A 17699-nucleotide genomic window follows, 5' to 3' on the forward strand; every position below is an offset into this window, starting at 1 on the left:
CTCCGGCTGGGCACCTGCCCTTCTTAGAATTTCAACGCTGTGAACGCTTCGGCTGTGCTGAAGCGGCGCGGCCTTTCTCTTGAGACTCCATGCAGCGACGCCGATTCGTTTTAGGTTCTCTCTCTGCTCCGCTTCTGCGCGGGGCGGGTTCATTGGTCGGGCTTGCGGCGCTCTCCGAGTCGGCGCAGGCGCAGTTCAAGGTGGATGTCTCGGGCATCGGCGCCACGCAGATTCCGGTGGGCATCGGGGCGTTTCAAGACCCGAACCACTGCCCGCAGCCCATTGCCGACATCGTGCGCGCCGACCTGACGCGAAGCGGGCTGTTCGCCGTGAGCAACCTCGGCGGGCAGACGCTCACCCAGCAGGGTCCGCCCAACTTTGCGGCGTGGCGTTCGCAGAATCTGGAAGCTGCGGCCGGGGGCAGCGTGGTGCAGGTGGCCGGTGGACGCTGGCAGATTCAGTTCCGCCTGTGGGACGCGGTGAAGCAGGCCGACCTCGGCGGTCTGGCGCTGACGGTGATGCCGGGCGATCTGCGATTGGCAGCGCACAAGATCAGCGACTACATCTACCAGAAGCTCACCGGACAGCGCGGGGTGTTCGCCACGCGCATCGCCTACATCACCAAGGCCGGGCAGCACAATTTTTCGCTCAACATCGCCGACAGCGATGGCGCCAATCCGCAGTACGCGCTGCGCAGCCGCGAGCCGCTGCTGTCGCCGGTGTGGTCGCCCAACGGGCAGGATCTGGCCTATGTGTCGTTCGAGACGGGCAAGCCCGTGGTGTTCGTGCAGAACGTGCGCACTGGCGCGCGGCGCGCGGTGGCGAACTTCAAGGGCAGCAACAGCGCCCCGGCCTATTCGCCCGACGGCGGTACGCTGGCCGTGGTGCTCACGCTCACCGGGCGTTCGCAGATTTATCTGATGCCCAGCTCCGGTGGCACGCCGCGGCAACTGATGCGTTCGTATTCCATCGACACCGAGCCCGTGTTCGCGCCCGATGGCCAGAGCCTTTATTTCGTCAGCGACCGCGATGGCGGCCCGCAGGTTTACAAAGTGGGCCTCAACGGCGGCGGTGTGCAGCGCATCACCTACAGCGGCGGCTACAACGTCAGCCCCGCCATCAGCCCCGACGGCAAGACCCTGGCATACATCTCGCAGCAGGGCAACAGCTACCAGCTTTGGTCGATCAACCTCGCCAGCAATGCCACCCAGGTACTCGACGACGGCAGCGACTGCGGCCACCCCAGTTTCGCCCCGAACGGGCAGATCGTGCTTTATTCTGCGGGCGGGCGTGGCGGCGAAGTGCTCAAGACCGTGTCCATCGACGGTCGCGTGCGTTCCACCTTGTCGCAGGCCGGTGTGCAGGTGCGCGAGCCCAGTTGGGGGCCATGGACACCGGATCGCTGATCCGAACCGCCTCGCTGGTGCCACTCTTTCTTTCTTGTTTGAACCCTTTTTCCCACAACCACGTTTCGATCGGAGAAACTCGTGAACATGCGCTCAACCCTGGTTTTCACCGCTCTCGCCGCCGCCCTGGCTCTTGGTGGCTGCGCTTCACCCGTTCCTGTCAAGCAGGCGCCGGTCGAGTCCAAGGCGCCGACTGCCGTGGAGGGCAGCACCGCGGGCGCCAATGCCAATGGCGCCGGTCAGAATCAGGTCGCCGCGGTGCAGGCGCCTGCCGAAACCAACGCCGGTCCGGGCCCTGACGTACCCAAGAGCGTCTATTTCGCCTTCAACAGCTACACCGTCGAGAGCCAGTACACCCCGGTGCTCAACGCCAACGCCACCTACCTGACGCAACATCCCCAGGCCCATGTGCAACTGCAGGGCAATACCGATGCGCGCGGCAGCCGCGAGTACAACCTCGCCCTCGGCCAGAAGCGTGCCGACGCGGTGATGAAGGGCATGGAACTGCTCGGCGTGAAGCCCTCGCAGATGGAGGCCATCAGCTTCGGCAAGGAAAAGCCCAAGGCGTTGGGCAACACCGAGGCTGACTACGCCGAAAACCGCCGCGTCGACATCGTGTATCAGCGATGAGCGTGGGCCAGAAACCTCTGCGCGCCCTGCTGCCGGCCTCGCTGCTGGCGGCGGGTCTTGCCATCGGCCTAGCCGCGCCGGCCAGGGCTGACATGTTCCCGGACAACGAGGCGCGCCGTGCCATACTGGATCTGCGCGCGCAAGTGACGCAAAACCAGCAGAGCACGCAGAACCAGCTCGCGCAGCAGGCCCAGCAGATCCAGCAGATCCGCAATTCGCTGCTCGATCTGTCCACCCAGATCGAGCAGATGCGCAGCGAAATGGCGCAGCTGCGCGGCAAGCAGGACGCGGCCACGCAGCAGCTCAACGATGCGCTGAGCAAGCTGCAGACCAGCCAGCAGCAGCTCACCCAGCGCCTCAAGCCGCTGGAGCCGGTGCAGGTGCAGATCAACGGCCAGACCTACACGGTGCAACCCGCCGAGAAGGCCGCGTTCGATCAGGCGCTGGCCACGTTCCGCAACGGCGACTTTGCGGGCAGCGCCACGCAGCTCAAGGCGTTTCTGGCGCAATATCCGGCCAGCCCCTATGACGCCGATGCCCAGTATTGGCTGGCCAACGCCCAGTATGCGCAAAAGCAGTACAAGGACGCGATCGCCACGTTTCAGGGCCTGATCCAGAACAGCCCGAACAACCCGCGTCTGCCTGAAGCCATGCTGGGGCTGGCGAACTGCCAGATCGAAGTGCGGCAGATTTCCGCCGCGCGCAAGACCCTCAACACCTTGGTGCAGACCTATCCGCAGTCTGAAGCGGCCCAAGCCGGCCGCGACCGGCTGGCCAAGCTGAAGTGAACCCGGCTCACACCACGGCGGCACCTGCGGCCGTGGTGTTGCTTTCGGGCGGGCTGGACTCGGCCACGGTGCTGGCCCTGGCCCGCGAACAAGGTTTGCGCTGCTACGCCCTGTCGCTCGATTACGGCCAGCGCCACCGCGCCGAACTCGACGCGGCACGGCGGGTGGCCGCAGCCCTGGGCGCCGCCGGGCACGAGATCGTGCGGCTGGATCTGAGCCGCTTCGGCGGCTCGGCCCTCACCGATCATGCGCTGGACGTGCCCACGGACGGCGGCCACGATGGCATTCCGATCACCTATGTTCCGGCGCGCAATACCGTCATGCTTTCGCTCGCGCTGAGCTGGGCGGAAGTGCTGGGCGCGCAGCATTTGTTTTACGGCGCCAATGCGGTCGATTACTCCGGTTACCCCGACTGCCGACCGGAGTATGTGGCGGCGTTCGAGCGCATGGCCAATCTGGCGACGAAGGCAGCCATCGAAGGACGGCCAATCCGGGTGCAGGCGCCCATCATCGCGCTCCGCAAAGCCGAGATCATCCGCACCGGCCTGCGCCTCGGTGTGGACTACGCCATGACGGTGAGCTGCTATCAGGCCGACTCGCAAGGCCGTGCCTGCGGGCGCTGTGACGCCTGCCGCATCCGCGCCCAAGGCTTTACCGAAGCCGGGGTGCCCGACCCTACGCCTTATCAGCCATAACGAGCCATTACGCTGAGCAAGCGCGGGCTGCCGTGGAACAATAGCGCGTTGGCGAAGGACAAACGAGTCCCGCCCTTTTCCCGCAGCCTCCATGCCCTCCGTTTCCATTCCCGCCATCAACGCCACGGTTCTGTGGGGCGGCTTCGCCCTGAGCCTGGTGTTCGGCGCCATCATGCAGCGCACGCGCTTTTGCACCATGGGTTCGGTGAGCGACATCGTCAACATGGGCTCGTGGATGCGCATGCGCATGTGGGTGCTGGCCATCGCCACGGCCACCATAGGTTTCAACCTGCTGGCGGCCGGGGGCGTGATCGATGCGTCCCAGACCATCTACACCACCTCCAGGGTGCTGTGGCTCTCGGCCCTGGTGGGGGGATTGCTGTTCGGCTTCGGCATGGTGCTGGCGTCGGGCTGTGGCAGCAAGACGCTGGTGCGCATCGGCGAGGGCAATCTGAAGGCCGTGGTCGTGTTCGTGATGATCGCGGTGTTTGCCTACATCACCCTGCGCGGCATCACCGCCGAGGTGCGGGTGCGGCTGTTCGACAAAGTGGCGGTCAACCTCTCGGGCCCGCAGGATCTGCCTGCCATCGTCGCCCACGCCACCGGCCTGCCGCTGCCGGGCCTGCAGTTGGCGCTCGGTCTGGGCGTTGGGCTGTTGCTGGGCATCTGGGCCCTGAGCGCGCGCGAGTTTCGCACCGCGAACAACCTGCTGGCGGGCTTCGGGCTGGGCGCCGTGATCGTGGGCGTGTGGTTCGTGTCGGGCAAGCTTGGCTTCCTGGCTGAAGACCCGCATACGCTGCAGGCTGCCTACATCGGCACGCAGAACAACAAGATGGAATCGCTGAGTTTCGTCGCCCCGCTGGCCTACACCCTCTTCTGGTTCATGATGTACAGCGATGCGAGCAATGTGCTCACTCTGGGCATCGTCTCGGTGTTCGGGGTGATTGCGGGCTCGGCCGGCATGGCGCTGATCACCCGGCAGTTCCGCTGGGAGGGTTTTCGTGGTGCGGAAGACACGGCCAATCATATGGTCGGCGGGGCGTTGATGGGCATAGGCGGCGTCACGGCGCTGGGCTGCACCATCGGCCAGGGCATGAGCGGCGTGTCCACGCTGTCCATCACCAGTTGGATCGCCTTTCTCTCCATCGTCGGCGGCGCGGTGCTGGGGGTGAAGTACCAGGCCTGGCGTGTCGAACGCTCGGCCTGAAGCCTTCGGCCCGATGTCCACTTCCGCCCCATCCATTTCCGCGGCTGAACCCGAAGCTCCCGACCTGAGCCGACGCTTCGGTGGCGTGGCCCGCCTTTACGGCGACGATGGCGCAGAGCGCATCGCCCGCTCGCATGCGGTCGTTGTCGGCGTCGGTGGCGTGGGGTCGTGGGCGGCAGAGGCCCTCGCCCGCTGCGGTGTGGGGCGGCTCACCCTGATCGATCTCGATCATGTCGCCGAATCCAACATCAACCGGCAGATCCAAGCGCTGGACGGCACCCTGGGCCAGTCCAAGGTCATCGCACTCGGGCAGCGGTTCGCGCAGATCAACCCGGCCTGCCACATCACCTGCGTGGAAGAATTCGTCGATGCCGACAACGCAGACACGCTGATTCCGCCGCAGGCCCAACTGGTGCTCGACTGCTGCGATCAGGTGCGCGCCAAGGCAGCCATCGCCGCGCTGTGTCTGCAACGCCGACAGCCCTTGTTCATGGCCGGGGCAGCCGGCGGCAAGCGGCACGCCGACGCCCTGCAATGCGCGGATCTCTCCGAGGTCACGCATGACCCGCTGCTGGCCAATGTGCGCTACCAGCTGCGGCGCCAGCATGGCGCGCCCCGCAGCGGCCACATCGGCGTGCTCTGCGCCTTCAGCAAGGAAGTCATCGTCCGCCCGAAATCGCAAGCCTGCTCCGCGCCGGGGGAGGCTAGCACCCAGCCCGACAACAGCCTGAACTGCGCAGGCTTCGGCTCCAGTGTGATGGTGACCGCCTCCATGGGCATGACCTTGGTCGCCCGCGCGCTCGACGCCGTGCTATGATTTTGGGCTTGATTTCTGTGGGGGTCGTTAGCTCAGTCGGTAGAGCAGCGGACTTTTAATCCGTTGGTCGCGTGTTCGAGTCACGCACGACCCACCAAAATGGGGTTTGCGCGGCGTCAGCTAAGATCACCCCAGTGACGAAATCGTAGCCAATACCGGGTTGTTAGCTCAGTTGGTAGAGCAGCGGACTCTTAATCCGTAGGTCGACAGTTCGAGCCTGTCACAACCCACCAATTCATGAAAAAGCCCGCTGCAGCGGGCTTTTTCATTCTCGGCGCGGCTTTCCCGCCAAGGTCATTCAGCGGGCGCGATCCCGGGTCAGGTATTGCCGGATACCGTACACGGCCCCGCCAATCAAGCCCATTTTCAGCAGGCGGGCGAAAAGCGAGCGCGCCAGGCGCTTGCGCAACAGCAGCGAGAACACAGACCCCATCAGTGAGCCGAGGTAGGGGTGACCGCGGGAGAAGTCGAGCAAGCGCAGCACCACGCTTGCGGGGTTGAGCGAGCCCAGCATCGAGCGCGATACGGCCTTGCGCACCATGCTCGCGGGGCGGATGTTGTCGCGGAATTGTTCGACGGCCTGCACGAACTCGACCCGCTCGACGGCGATGCGCGCCACCAGCAATTGCTTGCGTACCGAGGGCGGCAAGGTGCGGGAGAATTCGGAGGAAGGCATGATCTTGTAGGCGAGAGCCTCAGGAACGGGAGCGCCACACGGCCGCATCCTTCGCCAGTTCGGCCCGGGTGGTGGCAAACGGCACGGGCGCGTGCAGGGTGGCCTGGCGGATGCGATACAGACAATAGGCCGCCACGCCAAAGTAAAGCACGCAGAGCGCCGTGAGCACCGCCCAGTGGCTGCGATCCCAAAAGAGGATGACCAGCAGCGCTGTCAGACTGCCCACGGCGAGCAGGCCGAACAGCACGGCAACCGCGCCGAGCACAGCCAAGGCAAGCAGCCGCTGGCGCTCCTCAGCCAGCTCGATGCTGGCCAGCTCGATGCGGCTTTGCAGCAACGACGCCGCGCTTGCCGTCAGGCGCTGCCATGCCGCGCCCAGGCCATCGGGCTGGCTGCTGTGCTCGTCGTTGGACATGGCCTCGCGAGGTCAGCGGCCGCGGTTGATCAGCAGGCCCACAGCCAGGCCGATGGCTGCCGCCATGCCGATGGCTTTCCACGGATGGTCGTGGACATAGTCGTCGGTGGCCTGAGCGGCGGCCTTGCTGCGCTCGACGACGGCATCCTGCAGATCCTGGGCCTTCTCGGCGGCCTGGCGCAGCAGATTCATGCCGCGACGCTGCAGTTCGGCAGCCTGCTCACCGGTCGTTGCCGCAGCCTGTTTGAGCAGATCTTCGGCATGGTCGATCACGAGGGCGACGTCGGATTTGATCTCTTTGGCGGACTTGGTCATGGTGAGCTCCTTGAAAGGGTGAAAAAACGCGTCTTGCTGCAAACATGGTAAACCGCAATGCAACCAAGGGCATGATCCACGGCAAGACTCACGGCCGCAGTGCGGCAACCAGTCTTTGGGGATGCAGGAACAGGTCGAGCGCGGCTCGAATATCTGGCACGACGATCTGCGCCGCCGTCAGCGCCTGGGCGTGGGCGCCCTCCGGCCCGAGCACGGCCACCCCGAGGGTGGCCAGGCCGAGCATGTCCACATCGTTGCGGCCGTTGCCCACGGCCGCCACCCCGGACGCCACCAAGGCGCGAGTGCGCGCGGCCTTGTCGGCACCGGAGACCACCACGGTGTGACGCACCGGCAGGCCCGCGAGCGCGCGCTCGACCGTGCCGTAGGTGTCGCCCGTGAGCACCTCGATGTCGAGCGTCGCACTGAGCGCGATCAGGCGCTCGGAGACGCCGTCGATCAGGGCGCCGTCATAAGCCAGCGTGCCGTTGAAATCGAGCAGCAGATGCCGCAAACCCAATGTCGCCGCTCCAGGAACGGCAATGGTCAAACCTGCGCGCGTCATCATGCCGACCCGCCGCGAATGCGCTCGACCAGCGCGGTGGTGGAGCGGCCTTCGACAAAGGGAATGGCCACGGCACGCCCGCCCCAGGTCTGCACCAGCGCGGTTTCGGCCAGGGTGGCCATGTCGTAGTCGCCGCCCTTGACGTAGATGTCGGGTCGCACGCGCTCGATCAGCGCCAGCGGCATGCGCTCGTCGAACAGGGTGACGAGGCTCACGCTCTCCAGCGCGGCGAGCACGGCGGCGCGGTCGTCCTGCGTGTTGAGCGGTCGCTCGGGCCCCTTGCCGAGCAGGCGCACCGAGGCATCGGTGTTCAGCCCGAGCACCAGACTGGCACCGAGCGCGCGGGCTGCAGCCAGATAAACCACATGGCCCCGGTGCAGGATGTCGAATACCCCGTTGGTGAACACCATCGGACGCGGCAGGGCTGCAAGCCGGGTGTCGAGTTGGTCTGCGGAAACGATGTTGTCGAGAAAGTGCATGGCACGAAGCTTAGCCGCAGCCCGTCCAGTCGGTCGAAAGCCCCGTCACGATTGTTCACGCCTGCGCGGGGTGGATGCCGATATGATTTTGATCGATCCATATGTCATCATCCATCGACAGGCCTGCAAGTCAGGCCCATCGGGAAAGTGAGTCCCCCTGTGACGTCCGCCTTGCTCGGCCGCCTGCGTCTGTTCTGGCACAACCTCGATCCCATGGTGCCCATGACCCTGGTCGGCGCGCTGGTCGGGTTCATCAGCGCCATCGCAGTCGAGGGCTTCCGCCAGGCGATGTACGCCATCATGCGGCTCTATTCGGAGCAGGAGCATCTGGTGGCCGCCGCAACCGGCCTGCCGCTATGGGCGCGGGTGGTCATCCCCACGGTGGGCGCCACGCTGGGCGGACTGGTGATGTGGGCCGGACATCGCTGGATCAAGCGGCCGCGCGGGCCTGAATACATGGAGGCGGTGCTGGTGGGCGACGGAAGGCTGCCGCTGGGGCCGAACCTCACGCGCACGCTGTCGTCGCTGGTGGGGGTGAGCAGTGGCATCACCATCGGCCGCGAGGGCACCATGATCCAGTTCGCGGCGTTGGTGTCGTCGCTGCTCGGGCGCATCGGCAAGACCGATGCCGCGCACCGCCGCCTCATCGTCGCCTGTGGCGCGGCTGCGGGTTTTGCCGGCGCTTATCACGCCCCGATCGCCGGCACCCTGTTCGTCGCCGAGATCATTCTGGGCGGGCTGGCGCTGCGCGAGATCGCCGCGGTGCTGGTGGCCGCGGTGATGGGCGAACTCACCACGCAGGCACTGTTCGCCACCGGGCCGCTGTACCTGTCGCACACCATTCCCGTGGTGGGCTTTTCTGATCTGCTCGATGCGGTGTTCATCGGCCTGATCGCCGGCCTGCTAGGCCCGGCGTTTCTGTGGCTGCTCGACAACGCGCGCCGTCGCTACCAGCCGCTGATCGGCTTTCTGCCGCTGCGCATGGGACTGGCCGGACTGCTCATCGGCCTGCTGTCGATGATTCGCCCCGAGGTCTGGGGCAACGGCTACAGCGTGGTGCAGTCCATGCTGGTCGATCACTGGGCGCTGTCCACCCTGGCTCTGGTGTTCGTGCTGCGCATCATCGCGGTGACGGCGGCCAGCGCGGCGGGCATTCCCGGCGGCGTGCTCACCCCCACCCTGATGCTTGGCGGCGCCATCGGCCTGATGGTGCAGCACACCCTGCTGCTGGGCGATGCCACGCATGCGCAGGCGCTGTGGGTGCTGGTGGGCATGGGCAGTCTGCTGGCGGCCACCACGCATGCGCCGGCCATGTCGGCCATCATGGTGTTCGAGATCACCCGCAACTACAACGTGGTGCTCGCGGCCATGCCGGCCTGCGTGGTGGCCTCGGTCATCGGCAGCCTGCTGCACGAGCGCTCGGTGTATGCCGAGGCGCTGGGGCTGAAGGAGGAGCAGGGCGGATCGAAGACGTCGCTGTTCCAGGCCATCACCGGACGCAAGCCCGCACCGCAAGCGCCGGACGACGCGGCCGAAGGCCCACCGTCGGGCCTCGACCCGCAGCGGCCCGTTCAATCGCGCGACTGAGGCGGCAGCAGCAGATCGGTGGTGGACGGGCTGCGGTGGCGCTCGCGCCAGTCGTGCACCGCGGGCGCCAGATCGCTCAGCGACGCCGTGACTCGCACCCCTTCGGGCAGGCGCTTGCGCAGCGCCGGGTTGGAGCCGCCCACCCAGAGCTCCACCTGCTGCGGCAGACGGCTGCGCAGATCGGCCACGGCGTCGAGCACCTGCGCGGGCTGCAGCAGGGACGAAAAGCTGAGCACCAGCACGTCCGCCGCATGGGCGCGCACCGCCCTCGCGATGTCGCTGAGCGGAAGCTGCGCGCCGAGTTGCACGCAGCGGCAGCCCTCCAGCGCCAGCATCGCCTCGGCCATCAGCAGGCCCAGAACATGCGGCTCCTGCGGCACCGTGGTCATCAGCACCCTGGGGCGTGACTGCGCGGCATCGGCCAGCGGTATGGCGCTGATGGCGGTGCGCATCGCGCGCTGGATCACCTCGGAATACAGATGCTCTTCGAAGACTTCGAGCGTTCCGCGCATCCACGCCTGGCCGACGCCGGTGTTGAGCGGGGCCACGATGTCGGTGACGAAGCGGTCGAGGCCCATGCGCATGACGTCCTGCTGCAGGGCGCGGCGCAGGCGCTCGGCGTCGTGCTGCTTGATCAGCGCGATGTAGGCGCTGACCAGTGGGCTGTCGGCGGGTTCGGCCGTGAGCGCGCCGGTTGCGGCAGCCGAGCTGGCCTCGGTCAGCAGCCCGGCGCCGCGCGTCAGCACGTCGAGCCTCTCGAACGGCAAGGACACGACCTGCGCCGGACGGTGCCCGGCATCGAGCAGACGCTTGATCAGCCGCAGCCGCTCCACCTGCTCCGCCGGATAGAGGCGGTCGCCCGCAGCGTCGCGCTCGGGCTGCGGGAAGCCGTAGCGTCGCTCCCACACCCGCAGCGTGTCCTTGCCGATGCCGGTCTCCCGCTCGACGGCGGCAATGCCCAGCGGCTTCGCTGGGTTGAGGGTGAGGTCATTCATAAAAAGTCATGTCTTGGACAAGAACGGATTGAATTGCAGAGCCCGGCCTCACCAGGCCCTTGAAAACCCGCTGAATCCGCTCTGCGTCGCTTGTCGTATGACTATGTTAAGCGGCCCGCTGAAAATCTGATAACCCTGATGTTGTCCAGGACAAACAGGGCGATGCTTGGTCTGTTCATGGAACTCAAGCATCATTGTCCTAGACAAACCGAAATCACTACTGGAGTTGTCCATGTCTCTCTTTGCCTCCTTCCGCCCCTTCCCCGCAGCGCTGTTTGCGGCCGTGTCGTTCACTCTGGCGCCCGCAGTCAAGGCCGCCGAGCCTGCACCCGCGGCGCCAGCCACCTGCCCCTCGCTGCTCAACAAGACCTTCCCCCGGCTGCAGGACGACAAGCCCGAAAGCCTTTGCCAATACGCGGGCAAGGTCATCCTGGTGGTGAATACAGCAAGCTATTGTGGCTTCACGCCGCAATACAAGGGACTCGAGGCGCTGTACCGCGAGTACGGCAAGCAGGGCCTGGTGGTGCTGGGCTTTCCGTCGAACGACTTTCACCAGGAGATGGACAACAACGCCAAAATCGCCGCGTTCTGCAAGGACACCTACAACGTTCAATTTCCGATGTTCGCGCCCTCGCATGTAACCGAGCCCAAGCCCAACGCGCTATATGAAAAGCTCATCCTGGCCACCGGCGATCAGCCCAAGTGGAATTTCTACAAATACCTGATCGGGCGCGATGGCAAGGTTGTCGGCGTCTATCCCAGCCTGGTCACGCCGGACAACAAAGACTTCGTCGCCAAGATCAAGACCCTGCTCGCGCAGAAGCCCTGAGAGTTTCGCCCCCCGCCGCATCTCCTCCTCACCCCGCCTGAAAGGTCCGCCATGAACGCCCCGGAAAAACTGTTTACCCAGGCCGCAGCCGCCGCCATCCTTCCCGACGTGCAAGCCACGCCCGATCTGCGCCACATCGCTATTCAGCAGGTCGGGGTGCGCGATGTGCGTTACCCGGTGCAGATCCGTTCCGCGCAGGGCGCGCAGCCCAGCGTGGGCACCTTCGAGATGACGGTGGCGCTGCCGCCCGAGGTGAAGGGCACGCACATGTCGCGCTTCATCGAAATGCTCGAAGCCCACCCCGAGCCGCTCGACGCCCGGCAACTCGGCGTCTTGCTGCAGCACATGCTGGTGCGCCTGCAGGCCACCGAGGGCGCCATCACGGCGAGGTTCACCTACTTCGCCCGCAAGGCTGCTCCGGTCTCGGGCGTGGAGAGTCTGATGGACTATGAAGTCACGCTGCGCGCCGAACAAAAAGCCGGGGCGACGACGCTGGTGCAGAAGGTGCAGGTACCGGTCACCAGCCTGTGCCCGTGCTCGAAGGAAATCTCCAACTACGGCGCGCACAACCAGCGCTCGCACGTCACCATAGGCGCCACGCTGCGCGGCGACCTGGGGCTGGACGAGCAGATCCGCATCGCCGAGACCGCGGCCTCGTGCGAGCTGTGGGGCCTGCTCAAGCGGCCCGACGAAAAGTACGTCACCGAGCGGGCCTACGACCATCCCAAATTCGTCGAAGACCTGGTGCGCGACGTCGCGGTGGCGCTGGAGCGCGACGACCGCGTGGCCGCCTACACCGTGGAATCGGAGAACTTTGAATCCATCCACAACCATTCGGCGTATGCCTTGGTGGAAGGCCGCAAACTCTGACGACGCGGCCCGGGAGCCAAGATCATGCGCATTGCCATCATCGGAACCGGTATTTCAGGCCTTGGGGCGGCGTGGGCGCTGCGCCATCGTGCGCAGATCACGCTGTTCGAGGCCGGCTCGCATTTCGGCGGCCACACTCACACGGTGGATGTCGACCTGCCCGGCGAGTTGCCCTTCGCCGTGGACACGGGCTTTCTGGTGCTCAACGAGCGCACTTACCCCAGGCTACAGGCGCTGTTCGCCGAGTTGAATATTCCACTGGCAACGTCCGACATGTCGTTCTCGGTGCAGACCCCGCTGGCGGGCGGTGACACGCTGGAGTGGAGTGGGTCGAATCTGGACACGGTGTTCGCCCAGCGGCGCAACCTGGCGCGGCCTGCCTTCTGGCGCATGCTACGCGACATCCTGCGCTTCAACCGCGAGGCCACGGCGCTGGCGCGGCGTCCCGACGCCGAACTCGACGCCGATCTCACCGTGGGGCAGTACCTGCGGCGCGAAGGCTACGGCGACACCTTTCTGCACTGGTATCTGCTGCCGATGACCGCGTGCATCTGGTCGTGCCCCCCGGGGCAGATGCTCGACTTTCCGCTGGCCACCCTGGTGCGCTTCTGCGACAACCACGGCCTGCTGCAGGTCAACGACCGGCCGCAGTGGTTCACCGTGCGCGGCGGCGCCCGGCAGTATGTGCAGGCCATGCTCGCCCAACTGCCCGACGCGCGGCTGAACACGCCCGTCCACCGGGTGACGCGGCATGACGACGGCGTCGAGGTCCACACCCATGAAGGCCCGATCTGGTTCGACCGGGTGATCTTCGCCTGCCACAGCGATCAGGCGCTGGCCCTGCTCGATGCGCCCAGCCCGGCCGAGCAGGAGGTTCTGGGCACCATACGCTACCAGCCCAACCGCGCCCTGCTGCACACTGACACCCGCCTGCTGCCGCGAGCGCGTCGCGCCTGGGCCTCGTGGAATTACGAAAGCGGCGCCGCCACGGGCGCGCAGGCGCCCACCGTGTGCCTGCACTATCTGCTCAACAAGCTGCAACCGCTGCCCACCCAGCGCCCCATCGTCGTCTCGCTCAACCCGCTGCGCGAACCGGCGCCGCACACCGTGCTGCGCGAGATTAGTTACGCCCATCCGATCTTTGACCGGGCCGCGATCACCGCGCAGCGGCGCGTGCCCGAGCTGCAAGGCCGACAGCACAGCTATTTCTGCGGCGCCTGGTGCGGCTACGGCTTCCATGAAGACGGCCTGAAATCGGGCTTCGAAGCCGCGCAGGCCTTGCTTTCCGACCTGGATGCGCAGGGCGCGTACCGGGCTCTTGCAGCGTGAGGGCAGCCGCCATGATCTCGGCCAGGACCATGCGCAGCGGGCTGGAAACCAGGCCTGCGCCCAGCCGTTTGAGCAACGATGAGCCCACGCCGCTGCGCCAGGACATCGCGTTGAACCGGCCGCTGCTGGGCAGCGGGCCGGTGCGGCACCGTCGGCTGCGGCCGGTGGAGCATGCGTTCAGCTATCGCGCGATGTTCCTGTTGTTGCCCATGCGCAGTCTGGCCCGCGATGCAGGCCTGCTGCCCATCGCCCGCAACCGCTTCGGCGCCATGAGTTTTTACGACGCCGATCACGGCGATGGACGCAGCGACAGTCTTGCGTGGATCGAGTCGCTGCTGGCCGCCGAAGGCATCACCGACGCCGACGGCGAGATCTGGCTGCAGACCTTTCCGCGCGTCTGGGGCTATGTCTTCAAGCCCGTGAGCCTGTGGTACTGCGAGCGCGCCGATGGCAGCCTGCGTTGCGCGGTGGCCGAGGTGAATAACACCTTCGGCGAACGCCATTGCTACCTCCTCACCCCCGAGCCGGGCAGCGACCGGCTGCAATGGGGCGCGTCCTACACGGCCCGCAAGGTGTTTCACGTGTCGCCGTTTTGCACAGTGGAAGGCGCCTATCGCTTTCGCTTCCTGCGCAGCACCACGACCACGCCGCCGCGTCTCATCCTGCGCATCGACCATGACGACGACGCAAGCCCGCTCATCGAGACCAGCCTCAGCGGCGAGCTGACGCCGCTTACCAAAGCGAGCGCCCGCAAGGCCCTGCTGCGCCACCCGCTGCACAGCTTCGGGGTCATCGCCCGCATCCACTGGCAGGCGCTCAAGCTGTGGCGCAGCCGCGTGCCCTTTCATGCCAAGCCTCTCCCTCCAGACTCCTTCACGACCTGATCATGAGCGCCAGCGACCGCACCCTCTCTTCGCTTTCCCCAGCCCCCGCGGGCATGTCCGCCGCGAGCCGCAGAAGGCCGAAGCCGCCGCTTGCCGCGCGGGGTGTGCTGCGTCTGCTCGAACGCCTGCAGATCGGTCGGCTCGACCTGTTCGGGCCCGACGGCGTCTGGCGTCACTACGGCCACGACACAGGCGGGCTGCATGCCCAAGTCACGCTGCACGACTGGCGGGTGATGGCCGAGGTGCTTCGCCGCGGCGACATCGCTTTCGCCGAAGCCTGGATGCGCCGCGCCTGGGACACGCCCGACCTACCCGCCCTGCTCGAATTGCTGGTGGCCAACCGCGACATCATCGCCCGCGCCCTGCACGGCAGCGCACTCGCGCGGCTGCCCGACCGTATTCGCCACCTTCTGCGCCGTAACAGCCGCGCCGGCAGCCGCGACAACATCCACGCGCATTACGACATCGGTAACGCCTTCTACCGTCTCTGGCTCGATCCGAGCATGACCTATTCCAGCGCCCTGTTCAGCGGCAACGCCGCGCAGACGCTGGAACAGGCCCAGACCGCCAAATACGAGCGCGTGCTCGACCAGCTGCAACTGCAGCCCGGCGCGCGCGTGCTCGAAATCGGTTGCGGCTGGGGCGGGCTGGCCGAGGTCGGCCAGCAGCACGGGCTGCACATGGACGGTATCACCCTGTCCACCGAACAGTTGGCCTACGCACGCGACCGGCTCGCTGGCGGCAGCCCCAGGCCGCGCCTGGAACTGTGCGACTACCGCGACCTTGACAGGCTCGCGCCGCCCGAGGGATATGACGGCATCGCCTCCATCGAGATGTTCGAGGCTGTGGGCGAGGCCTATTGGCCGGGTTTTTTCCGCGCCTTGTCGCGCCATCTCAAGCCCGGAGGGCGCGCCTGCATTCAGACCATCACCATCGCTGACGACCTGTTCGCCGACTACCGTCGCGGCACCGATTTCATCCAGCGCTACATCTTTCCTGGCGGCATGCTGCCCTCGCGCATGGCCTTCATCGCCCAGGCCGAGGCGGCGGGGCTGGAAGTCGTCGAGGAACTGGCCTTCGGCACCGACTATGCGCGTACCCTGGCCTTGTGGCGCGAGCGCTTCACCGCCCAGCTCGACGCGGTGCGCGCCCAGGGTTTCGACGATCGCTTCGTGCGGCTGTGGACCTTTTACCTCGCCTACTGCGAGGCCGGTTTCAGCCGGGGCTCGACCAATGTCTGGCAGTTCACCCTGCGCCATGCCCGGCCGCAATGAGTCTCATCGCCTGAACCTGACGCGCCGCGGTCTGCTGCAGGCCGCTGCCGCGTGCGCGCTGGCCTTGCCCAGCCTGTCGCGCGCCGCGACCGACATCCCCGCCGAGGTTCTTGCCGCGATGCCCGACGCCCGGCTTTCGGGCAGTGGCGAGTTTCGCTACTTCGGCTTTCTGGTTTACCGCGCCACCCTCTGGGTCGGGCCGCAAGGGCTGGGCTCACGCCTGGGCGAGACGCCCTTCGCCCTGCAACTGCGCTACGCCCGCAGCCTCGACGGTGGCGACATAGCCGCGCGCTCGGAAGAAGAGATGCGCAAGCTCGACGAAGGCAGCCCGCAGCAGCGCAGCGCCTGGCTGGCCGCCATGCAACGCATCTTCCCCGACGTGACCGACGGCGACACCTTGACCGGCGTGTTCACCCCCGGCGGTGATGGCGCGGCGTCGGCACAGACCCGCTTTTACTTCAACGGCAAGCTGCGCGGATCGGTGCCCGGCACCGCTTTCGCCCGGGCGTTTTTCGCCATCTGGCTCTCGCCCCGCACACCCGCGCCCGGGCTGCGCGACGACCTCCTCGCCAAGGCCTTCAGCGCGGCCAGCACCCCATGAACCCGCCGCCCTGCAGCCTTCCCGCCAACGTAATGGGCGCAGCCGGTTCCGCCCCGCTGCATGCCCTGGCGCTGCTGCGCTACGGGGCGCCGAGTCTGGCGTTTGCCTTCGTCGCGCTGCCGCTTTATGTCTACCTGCCCGAGCACTACGCCACGCGCTATGCGGTGCCGCTGGGCTATCTGGGCGCGGTGCTGCTCATCACCCGGTTTGCCGATGCGCTGTTCGACCCCTGGCTGGGACGGCTGGCCGATCATCTGCTGCGCCACGGCCTGGCCAAGCCCGCGCTCACCGCCGCCAGCGTGCTGATGTTCACCGGGTTTGCCGCGCTGTTCGCCCTGCCCGCGCTGCTGCCCTTCGAGGCCGATCCGGCGAGATTCACCCTGGGTTTCGTCGGCGCGCTGCTGCTCACCTATCTGGGCTTCAGCGCCGCGTCCATCGTGCATCAGGCCTGGGGCGCCATGCTGGGCAGAAACGAGACCGAGCTTGCCCGCACCGTGGCCTGGCGCGAGGGTCTGGGGCTGGCCGGGGTGCTGCTGGCGGCCCTCGTGCCGCAACTGGGCGGAGCCCCCGCGCTGGTCGTGGTGTTCGCCTTCGCGCTGCTGGCCGGGCTGGTGCTGTTGTGGCGCGCGCCCGATCCGGCACCGCACCGCGCGGCAACGCATGCGCTGCACTGGCGCAGCCTGCTTGCGCCGCTGCACAACCCGCGCTTCGTCGCGCTGCTCGCGGTGTTCGTCACCAGCGGCATCGCGGCGGCGATTCCGGCCACGCTGGTGCTGTTCTTCATCCGCGACCGGCTCGATGCGGCGGCGCTGGCCGGCGTCTATCTGTTTGCCTATTTCGCCGCGGCCGGGCTGCTGGTGCCGCTCTGGTTGCGCGCCGTGCCCCGCCTGGGCGCGGCGCGCTGCTGGCTGCTGGGCATGGCAATGGCGGTGGCGGCCTTCGTCTGGGCCGCGCTGCTGCAGCCGGGCGACCGCTGGGGCTATGCGCTGGTGGTGGTGCTGTCGGGCGCGGCGCTCGGCCCCGATCTGGTGATGCCGCCTGCGCTGCTGGCCGGGGTCATTCGCGCGGGTGGCCACGGCAACCGGTTCGAAGGCGCCTACTTCGGGCTGTGGAACTTTGCGACCAAGCTCAACCTCGCACTGGCTGCGGGGCTGGCGCTGCCGCTGCTGGCGCTGTTCGGCTACAGGCCAGGCACGCTGGAGACCGGCGCGCTGCCGCCGCTGGTGGTGGCGTACTGCCTGCTGCCGTCGCTGCTCAAGCTGGTTTCTGCCGGTCTGCTCTGGCATTTTTTCGTCCGCGGTCGGCCGGGTCTGGCCGCGTCCGCTTCCTGAATGGAGAGT

The 17699-nt window shown here is 66.9% G+C and carries 20 protein-coding genes and 2 tRNA genes; 16 read left to right on the plus strand and 6 right to left on the minus strand.

Going from position 1 to position 17699, the window contains the following annotated elements:
* The first annotated feature begins 89 nt into the window (after positions 1-89).
* The 8 genes from tolB (at position 90) to ASC45_RS00125 (ending at position 5776) form a co-directional block, all read left to right on the plus strand.
* On the plus strand, positions 90-1406 hold the full coding sequence (tolB, locus tag ASC45_RS00090) for a Tol-Pal system beta propeller repeat protein TolB (RefSeq protein ID WP_055449014.1): 1317 nt from the start codon (positions 90-92) through the stop codon (positions 1404-1406).
* 87 nt (positions 1407-1493) lie between these two features.
* Complete coding sequence (pal, locus tag ASC45_RS00095; protein WP_055449444.1) at positions 1494-2036, plus strand: peptidoglycan-associated lipoprotein Pal; 543 nt, start codon at positions 1494-1496, stop codon at positions 2034-2036.
* Entirely contained in the window at positions 2033-2824 is a 792-nt protein-coding gene (ybgF, locus tag ASC45_RS00100; RefSeq protein WP_055449015.1) for a tol-pal system protein YbgF, read from the plus strand. Before pal ends, ybgF begins: the two co-directional genes overlap by 4 nt.
* Entirely contained in the window at positions 2821-3519 is a 699-nt protein-coding gene (gene queC, locus ASC45_RS00105) for a 7-cyano-7-deazaguanine synthase QueC (RefSeq protein ID WP_055449016.1), read from the plus strand. Before ybgF ends, queC begins: the two co-directional genes overlap by 4 nt.
* 91 nt (positions 3520-3610) lie before the next feature.
* A complete protein-coding gene (locus tag ASC45_RS00110) occupies positions 3611-4726 on the plus strand; it encodes a YeeE/YedE family protein (protein WP_055449017.1) in 1116 nt (371 codons plus the stop codon).
* Between the two features lie 13 nt (positions 4727-4739).
* Positions 4740-5543 (plus strand): tRNA threonylcarbamoyladenosine dehydratase, encoded by an 804-nt coding sequence (locus ASC45_RS00115; protein WP_055449018.1) that lies wholly within the window; start codon positions 4740-4742, stop codon positions 5541-5543.
* A 21-nt stretch (positions 5544-5564) separates the two neighbouring features.
* Positions 5565-5640: transfer RNA gene (locus ASC45_RS00120), tRNA-Lys, on the plus strand.
* A gap of 60 nt (positions 5641-5700) precedes the next feature.
* Positions 5701-5776 (plus strand) — tRNA-Lys (locus tag ASC45_RS00125).
* A 65-nt stretch (positions 5777-5841) separates the two neighbouring features.
* Here the strand turns inward: ASC45_RS00125 and ASC45_RS00130 are convergent.
* The 5 genes from ASC45_RS00130 to rfaE2 form a co-directional block, all read right to left on the minus strand.
* Positions 5842-6219, minus strand: a complete 378-nt coding sequence (locus ASC45_RS00130) for a hypothetical protein (protein ID WP_055449019.1) — start codon at positions 6217-6219, stop codon at positions 5842-5844.
* Between the two features lie 19 nt (positions 6220-6238).
* Positions 6239-6634: a phage holin family protein gene (locus ASC45_RS00135; protein WP_055449020.1), complete on the minus strand. Its 396-nt coding sequence runs from the start codon at positions 6632-6634 to the stop codon at positions 6239-6241.
* A 12-nt stretch (positions 6635-6646) separates the two neighbouring features.
* Positions 6647-6949 (minus strand): ElaB/YgaM/YqjD family protein, encoded by a 303-nt coding sequence (locus ASC45_RS00140; protein WP_055449445.1) that lies wholly within the window; start codon positions 6947-6949, stop codon positions 6647-6649.
* Between the two features lie 88 nt (positions 6950-7037).
* On the minus strand, positions 7038-7514 hold the full coding sequence (locus tag ASC45_RS00145) for an HAD family hydrolase (protein WP_245609889.1): 477 nt from the start codon (positions 7512-7514) through the stop codon (positions 7038-7040).
* Positions 7511-7990 (minus strand): D-glycero-beta-D-manno-heptose 1-phosphate adenylyltransferase, encoded by a 480-nt coding sequence (gene rfaE2 / locus ASC45_RS00150; protein ID WP_055449021.1) that lies wholly within the window; start codon positions 7988-7990, stop codon positions 7511-7513. The genes ASC45_RS00145 and rfaE2 overlap by 4 nt, the downstream gene beginning before the upstream one ends.
* A gap of 159 nt (positions 7991-8149) precedes the next feature.
* Here rfaE2 and ASC45_RS00155 point away from each other — a divergent pair, with 159 nt between their 5' ends.
* Complete coding sequence (locus ASC45_RS00155) at positions 8150-9577, plus strand: chloride channel protein (protein WP_055449022.1); 1428 nt, start codon at positions 8150-8152, stop codon at positions 9575-9577.
* Here ASC45_RS00155 and ASC45_RS00160 read toward each other — a convergent pair.
* A complete protein-coding gene (locus tag ASC45_RS00160; RefSeq protein ID WP_055449023.1) occupies positions 9562-10572 on the minus strand; it encodes a MerR family transcriptional regulator in 1011 nt (336 codons plus the stop codon). The two genes, ASC45_RS00155 and ASC45_RS00160, sit on opposite strands and share 16 nt — an antisense overlap.
* 232 nt (positions 10573-10804) lie before the next feature.
* On the opposite strand from ASC45_RS00160, the gene ASC45_RS00165 reads away from it, so the two are divergent.
* The 7 genes from ASC45_RS00165 to ASC45_RS00195 are packed head-to-tail and all read left to right on the plus strand — an operon-like array spanning position 10805 to position 17690.
* Complete coding sequence (locus ASC45_RS00165) at positions 10805-11401, plus strand: glutathione peroxidase (RefSeq protein ID WP_055449024.1); 597 nt, start codon at positions 10805-10807, stop codon at positions 11399-11401.
* 51 nt (positions 11402-11452) lie between these two features.
* Positions 11453-12271 (plus strand): GTP cyclohydrolase FolE2, encoded by an 819-nt coding sequence (folE2, locus tag ASC45_RS00170; protein WP_055449025.1) that lies wholly within the window; start codon positions 11453-11455, stop codon positions 12269-12271.
* Between the two features lie 24 nt (positions 12272-12295).
* Entirely contained in the window at positions 12296-13600 is a 1305-nt protein-coding gene (locus ASC45_RS00175; RefSeq protein ID WP_055449026.1) for an NAD(P)/FAD-dependent oxidoreductase, read from the plus strand.
* Between the two features lie 11 nt (positions 13601-13611).
* A complete protein-coding gene (locus ASC45_RS00180; RefSeq protein ID WP_245609890.1) occupies positions 13612-14484 on the plus strand; it encodes a DUF1365 domain-containing protein in 873 nt (290 codons plus the stop codon).
* A 2-nt stretch (positions 14485-14486) separates the two neighbouring features.
* Positions 14487-15758: an SAM-dependent methyltransferase gene (locus tag ASC45_RS00185; protein WP_055449027.1), complete on the plus strand. Its 1272-nt coding sequence runs from the start codon at positions 14487-14489 to the stop codon at positions 15756-15758.
* The gene (locus tag ASC45_RS00190) at positions 15742-16359 is read left to right on the plus strand and encodes a chalcone isomerase family protein (RefSeq protein WP_055449028.1); all 618 of its coding nucleotides are present in this window, start codon (positions 15742-15744) and stop codon (positions 16357-16359) included. Before ASC45_RS00185 ends, ASC45_RS00190 begins: the two co-directional genes overlap by 17 nt.
* A complete protein-coding gene (locus tag ASC45_RS00195) occupies positions 16356-17690 on the plus strand; it encodes an MFS transporter (protein ID WP_055449029.1) in 1335 nt (444 codons plus the stop codon). Before ASC45_RS00190 ends, ASC45_RS00195 begins: the two co-directional genes overlap by 4 nt.
* Positions 17691-17699: the final 9 nt, after the last annotated feature.

The sequence above is a fragment of the Thiomonas bhubaneswarensis genome, assembly GCF_001418255.1.
GTDB classification, from domain to species: Bacteria; Pseudomonadota; Gammaproteobacteria; order Burkholderiales; family Burkholderiaceae_C; genus Thiomonas; species Thiomonas bhubaneswarensis.

Excerpts from the sequence above, each read along its gene's own strand:
- ASC45_RS00115 (WP_055449018.1), top strand. The coding sequence starts at position 4,740 with ATGTCCACTTCCGCCCCATCCATTTCCGCGGCTGAACCCGAAGCTCCC.
- ASC45_RS00160 (WP_055449023.1), bottom strand. The coding sequence starts at position 10,572 with ATGAATGACCTCACCCTCAACCCAGCGAAGCCGCTGGGCATTGCCGCC.
- ASC45_RS00165 (WP_055449024.1), top strand. The coding sequence starts at position 10,805 with ATGTCTCTCTTTGCCTCCTTCCGCCCCTTCCCCGCAGCGCTGTTTGCG.
- tolB (WP_055449014.1), top strand. The coding sequence starts at position 90 with ATGCAGCGACGCCGATTCGTTTTAGGTTCTCTCTCTGCTCCGCTTCTG.
- ASC45_RS00140 (WP_055449445.1), bottom strand. The coding sequence starts at position 6,949 with ATGACCAAGTCCGCCAAAGAGATCAAATCCGACGTCGCCCTCGTGATC.
- ASC45_RS00175 (WP_055449026.1), top strand. The coding sequence starts at position 12,296 with ATGCGCATTGCCATCATCGGAACCGGTATTTCAGGCCTTGGGGCGGCG.
- ASC45_RS00145 (WP_245609889.1), bottom strand. The coding sequence starts at position 7,514 with ATGATGACGCGCGCAGGTTTGACCATTGCCGTTCCTGGAGCGGCGACA.
- ybgF (WP_055449015.1), top strand. The coding sequence starts at position 2,033 with ATGAGCGTGGGCCAGAAACCTCTGCGCGCCCTGCTGCCGGCCTCGCTG.
- pal (WP_055449444.1), top strand. The coding sequence starts at position 1,494 with ATGCGCTCAACCCTGGTTTTCACCGCTCTCGCCGCCGCCCTGGCTCTT.
- rfaE2 (WP_055449021.1), bottom strand. The coding sequence starts at position 7,990 with ATGCACTTTCTCGACAACATCGTTTCCGCAGACCAACTCGACACCCGG.
- ASC45_RS00185 (WP_055449027.1), top strand. The coding sequence starts at position 14,487 with ATGAGCGCCAGCGACCGCACCCTCTCTTCGCTTTCCCCAGCCCCCGCG.
- ASC45_RS00130 (WP_055449019.1), bottom strand. The coding sequence starts at position 6,219 with ATGCCTTCCTCCGAATTCTCCCGCACCTTGCCGCCCTCGGTACGCAAG.
- folE2 (WP_055449025.1), top strand. The coding sequence starts at position 11,453 with ATGAACGCCCCGGAAAAACTGTTTACCCAGGCCGCAGCCGCCGCCATC.
- ASC45_RS00110 (WP_055449017.1), top strand. The coding sequence starts at position 3,611 with ATGCCCTCCGTTTCCATTCCCGCCATCAACGCCACGGTTCTGTGGGGC.
- ASC45_RS00180 (WP_245609890.1), top strand. The coding sequence starts at position 13,612 with ATGATCTCGGCCAGGACCATGCGCAGCGGGCTGGAAACCAGGCCTGCG.
- ASC45_RS00135 (WP_055449020.1), bottom strand. The coding sequence starts at position 6,634 with ATGTCCAACGACGAGCACAGCAGCCAGCCCGATGGCCTGGGCGCGGCA.
- ASC45_RS00190 (WP_055449028.1), top strand. The coding sequence starts at position 15,742 with ATGCCCGGCCGCAATGAGTCTCATCGCCTGAACCTGACGCGCCGCGGT.
- ASC45_RS00195 (WP_055449029.1), top strand. The coding sequence starts at position 16,356 with ATGAACCCGCCGCCCTGCAGCCTTCCCGCCAACGTAATGGGCGCAGCC.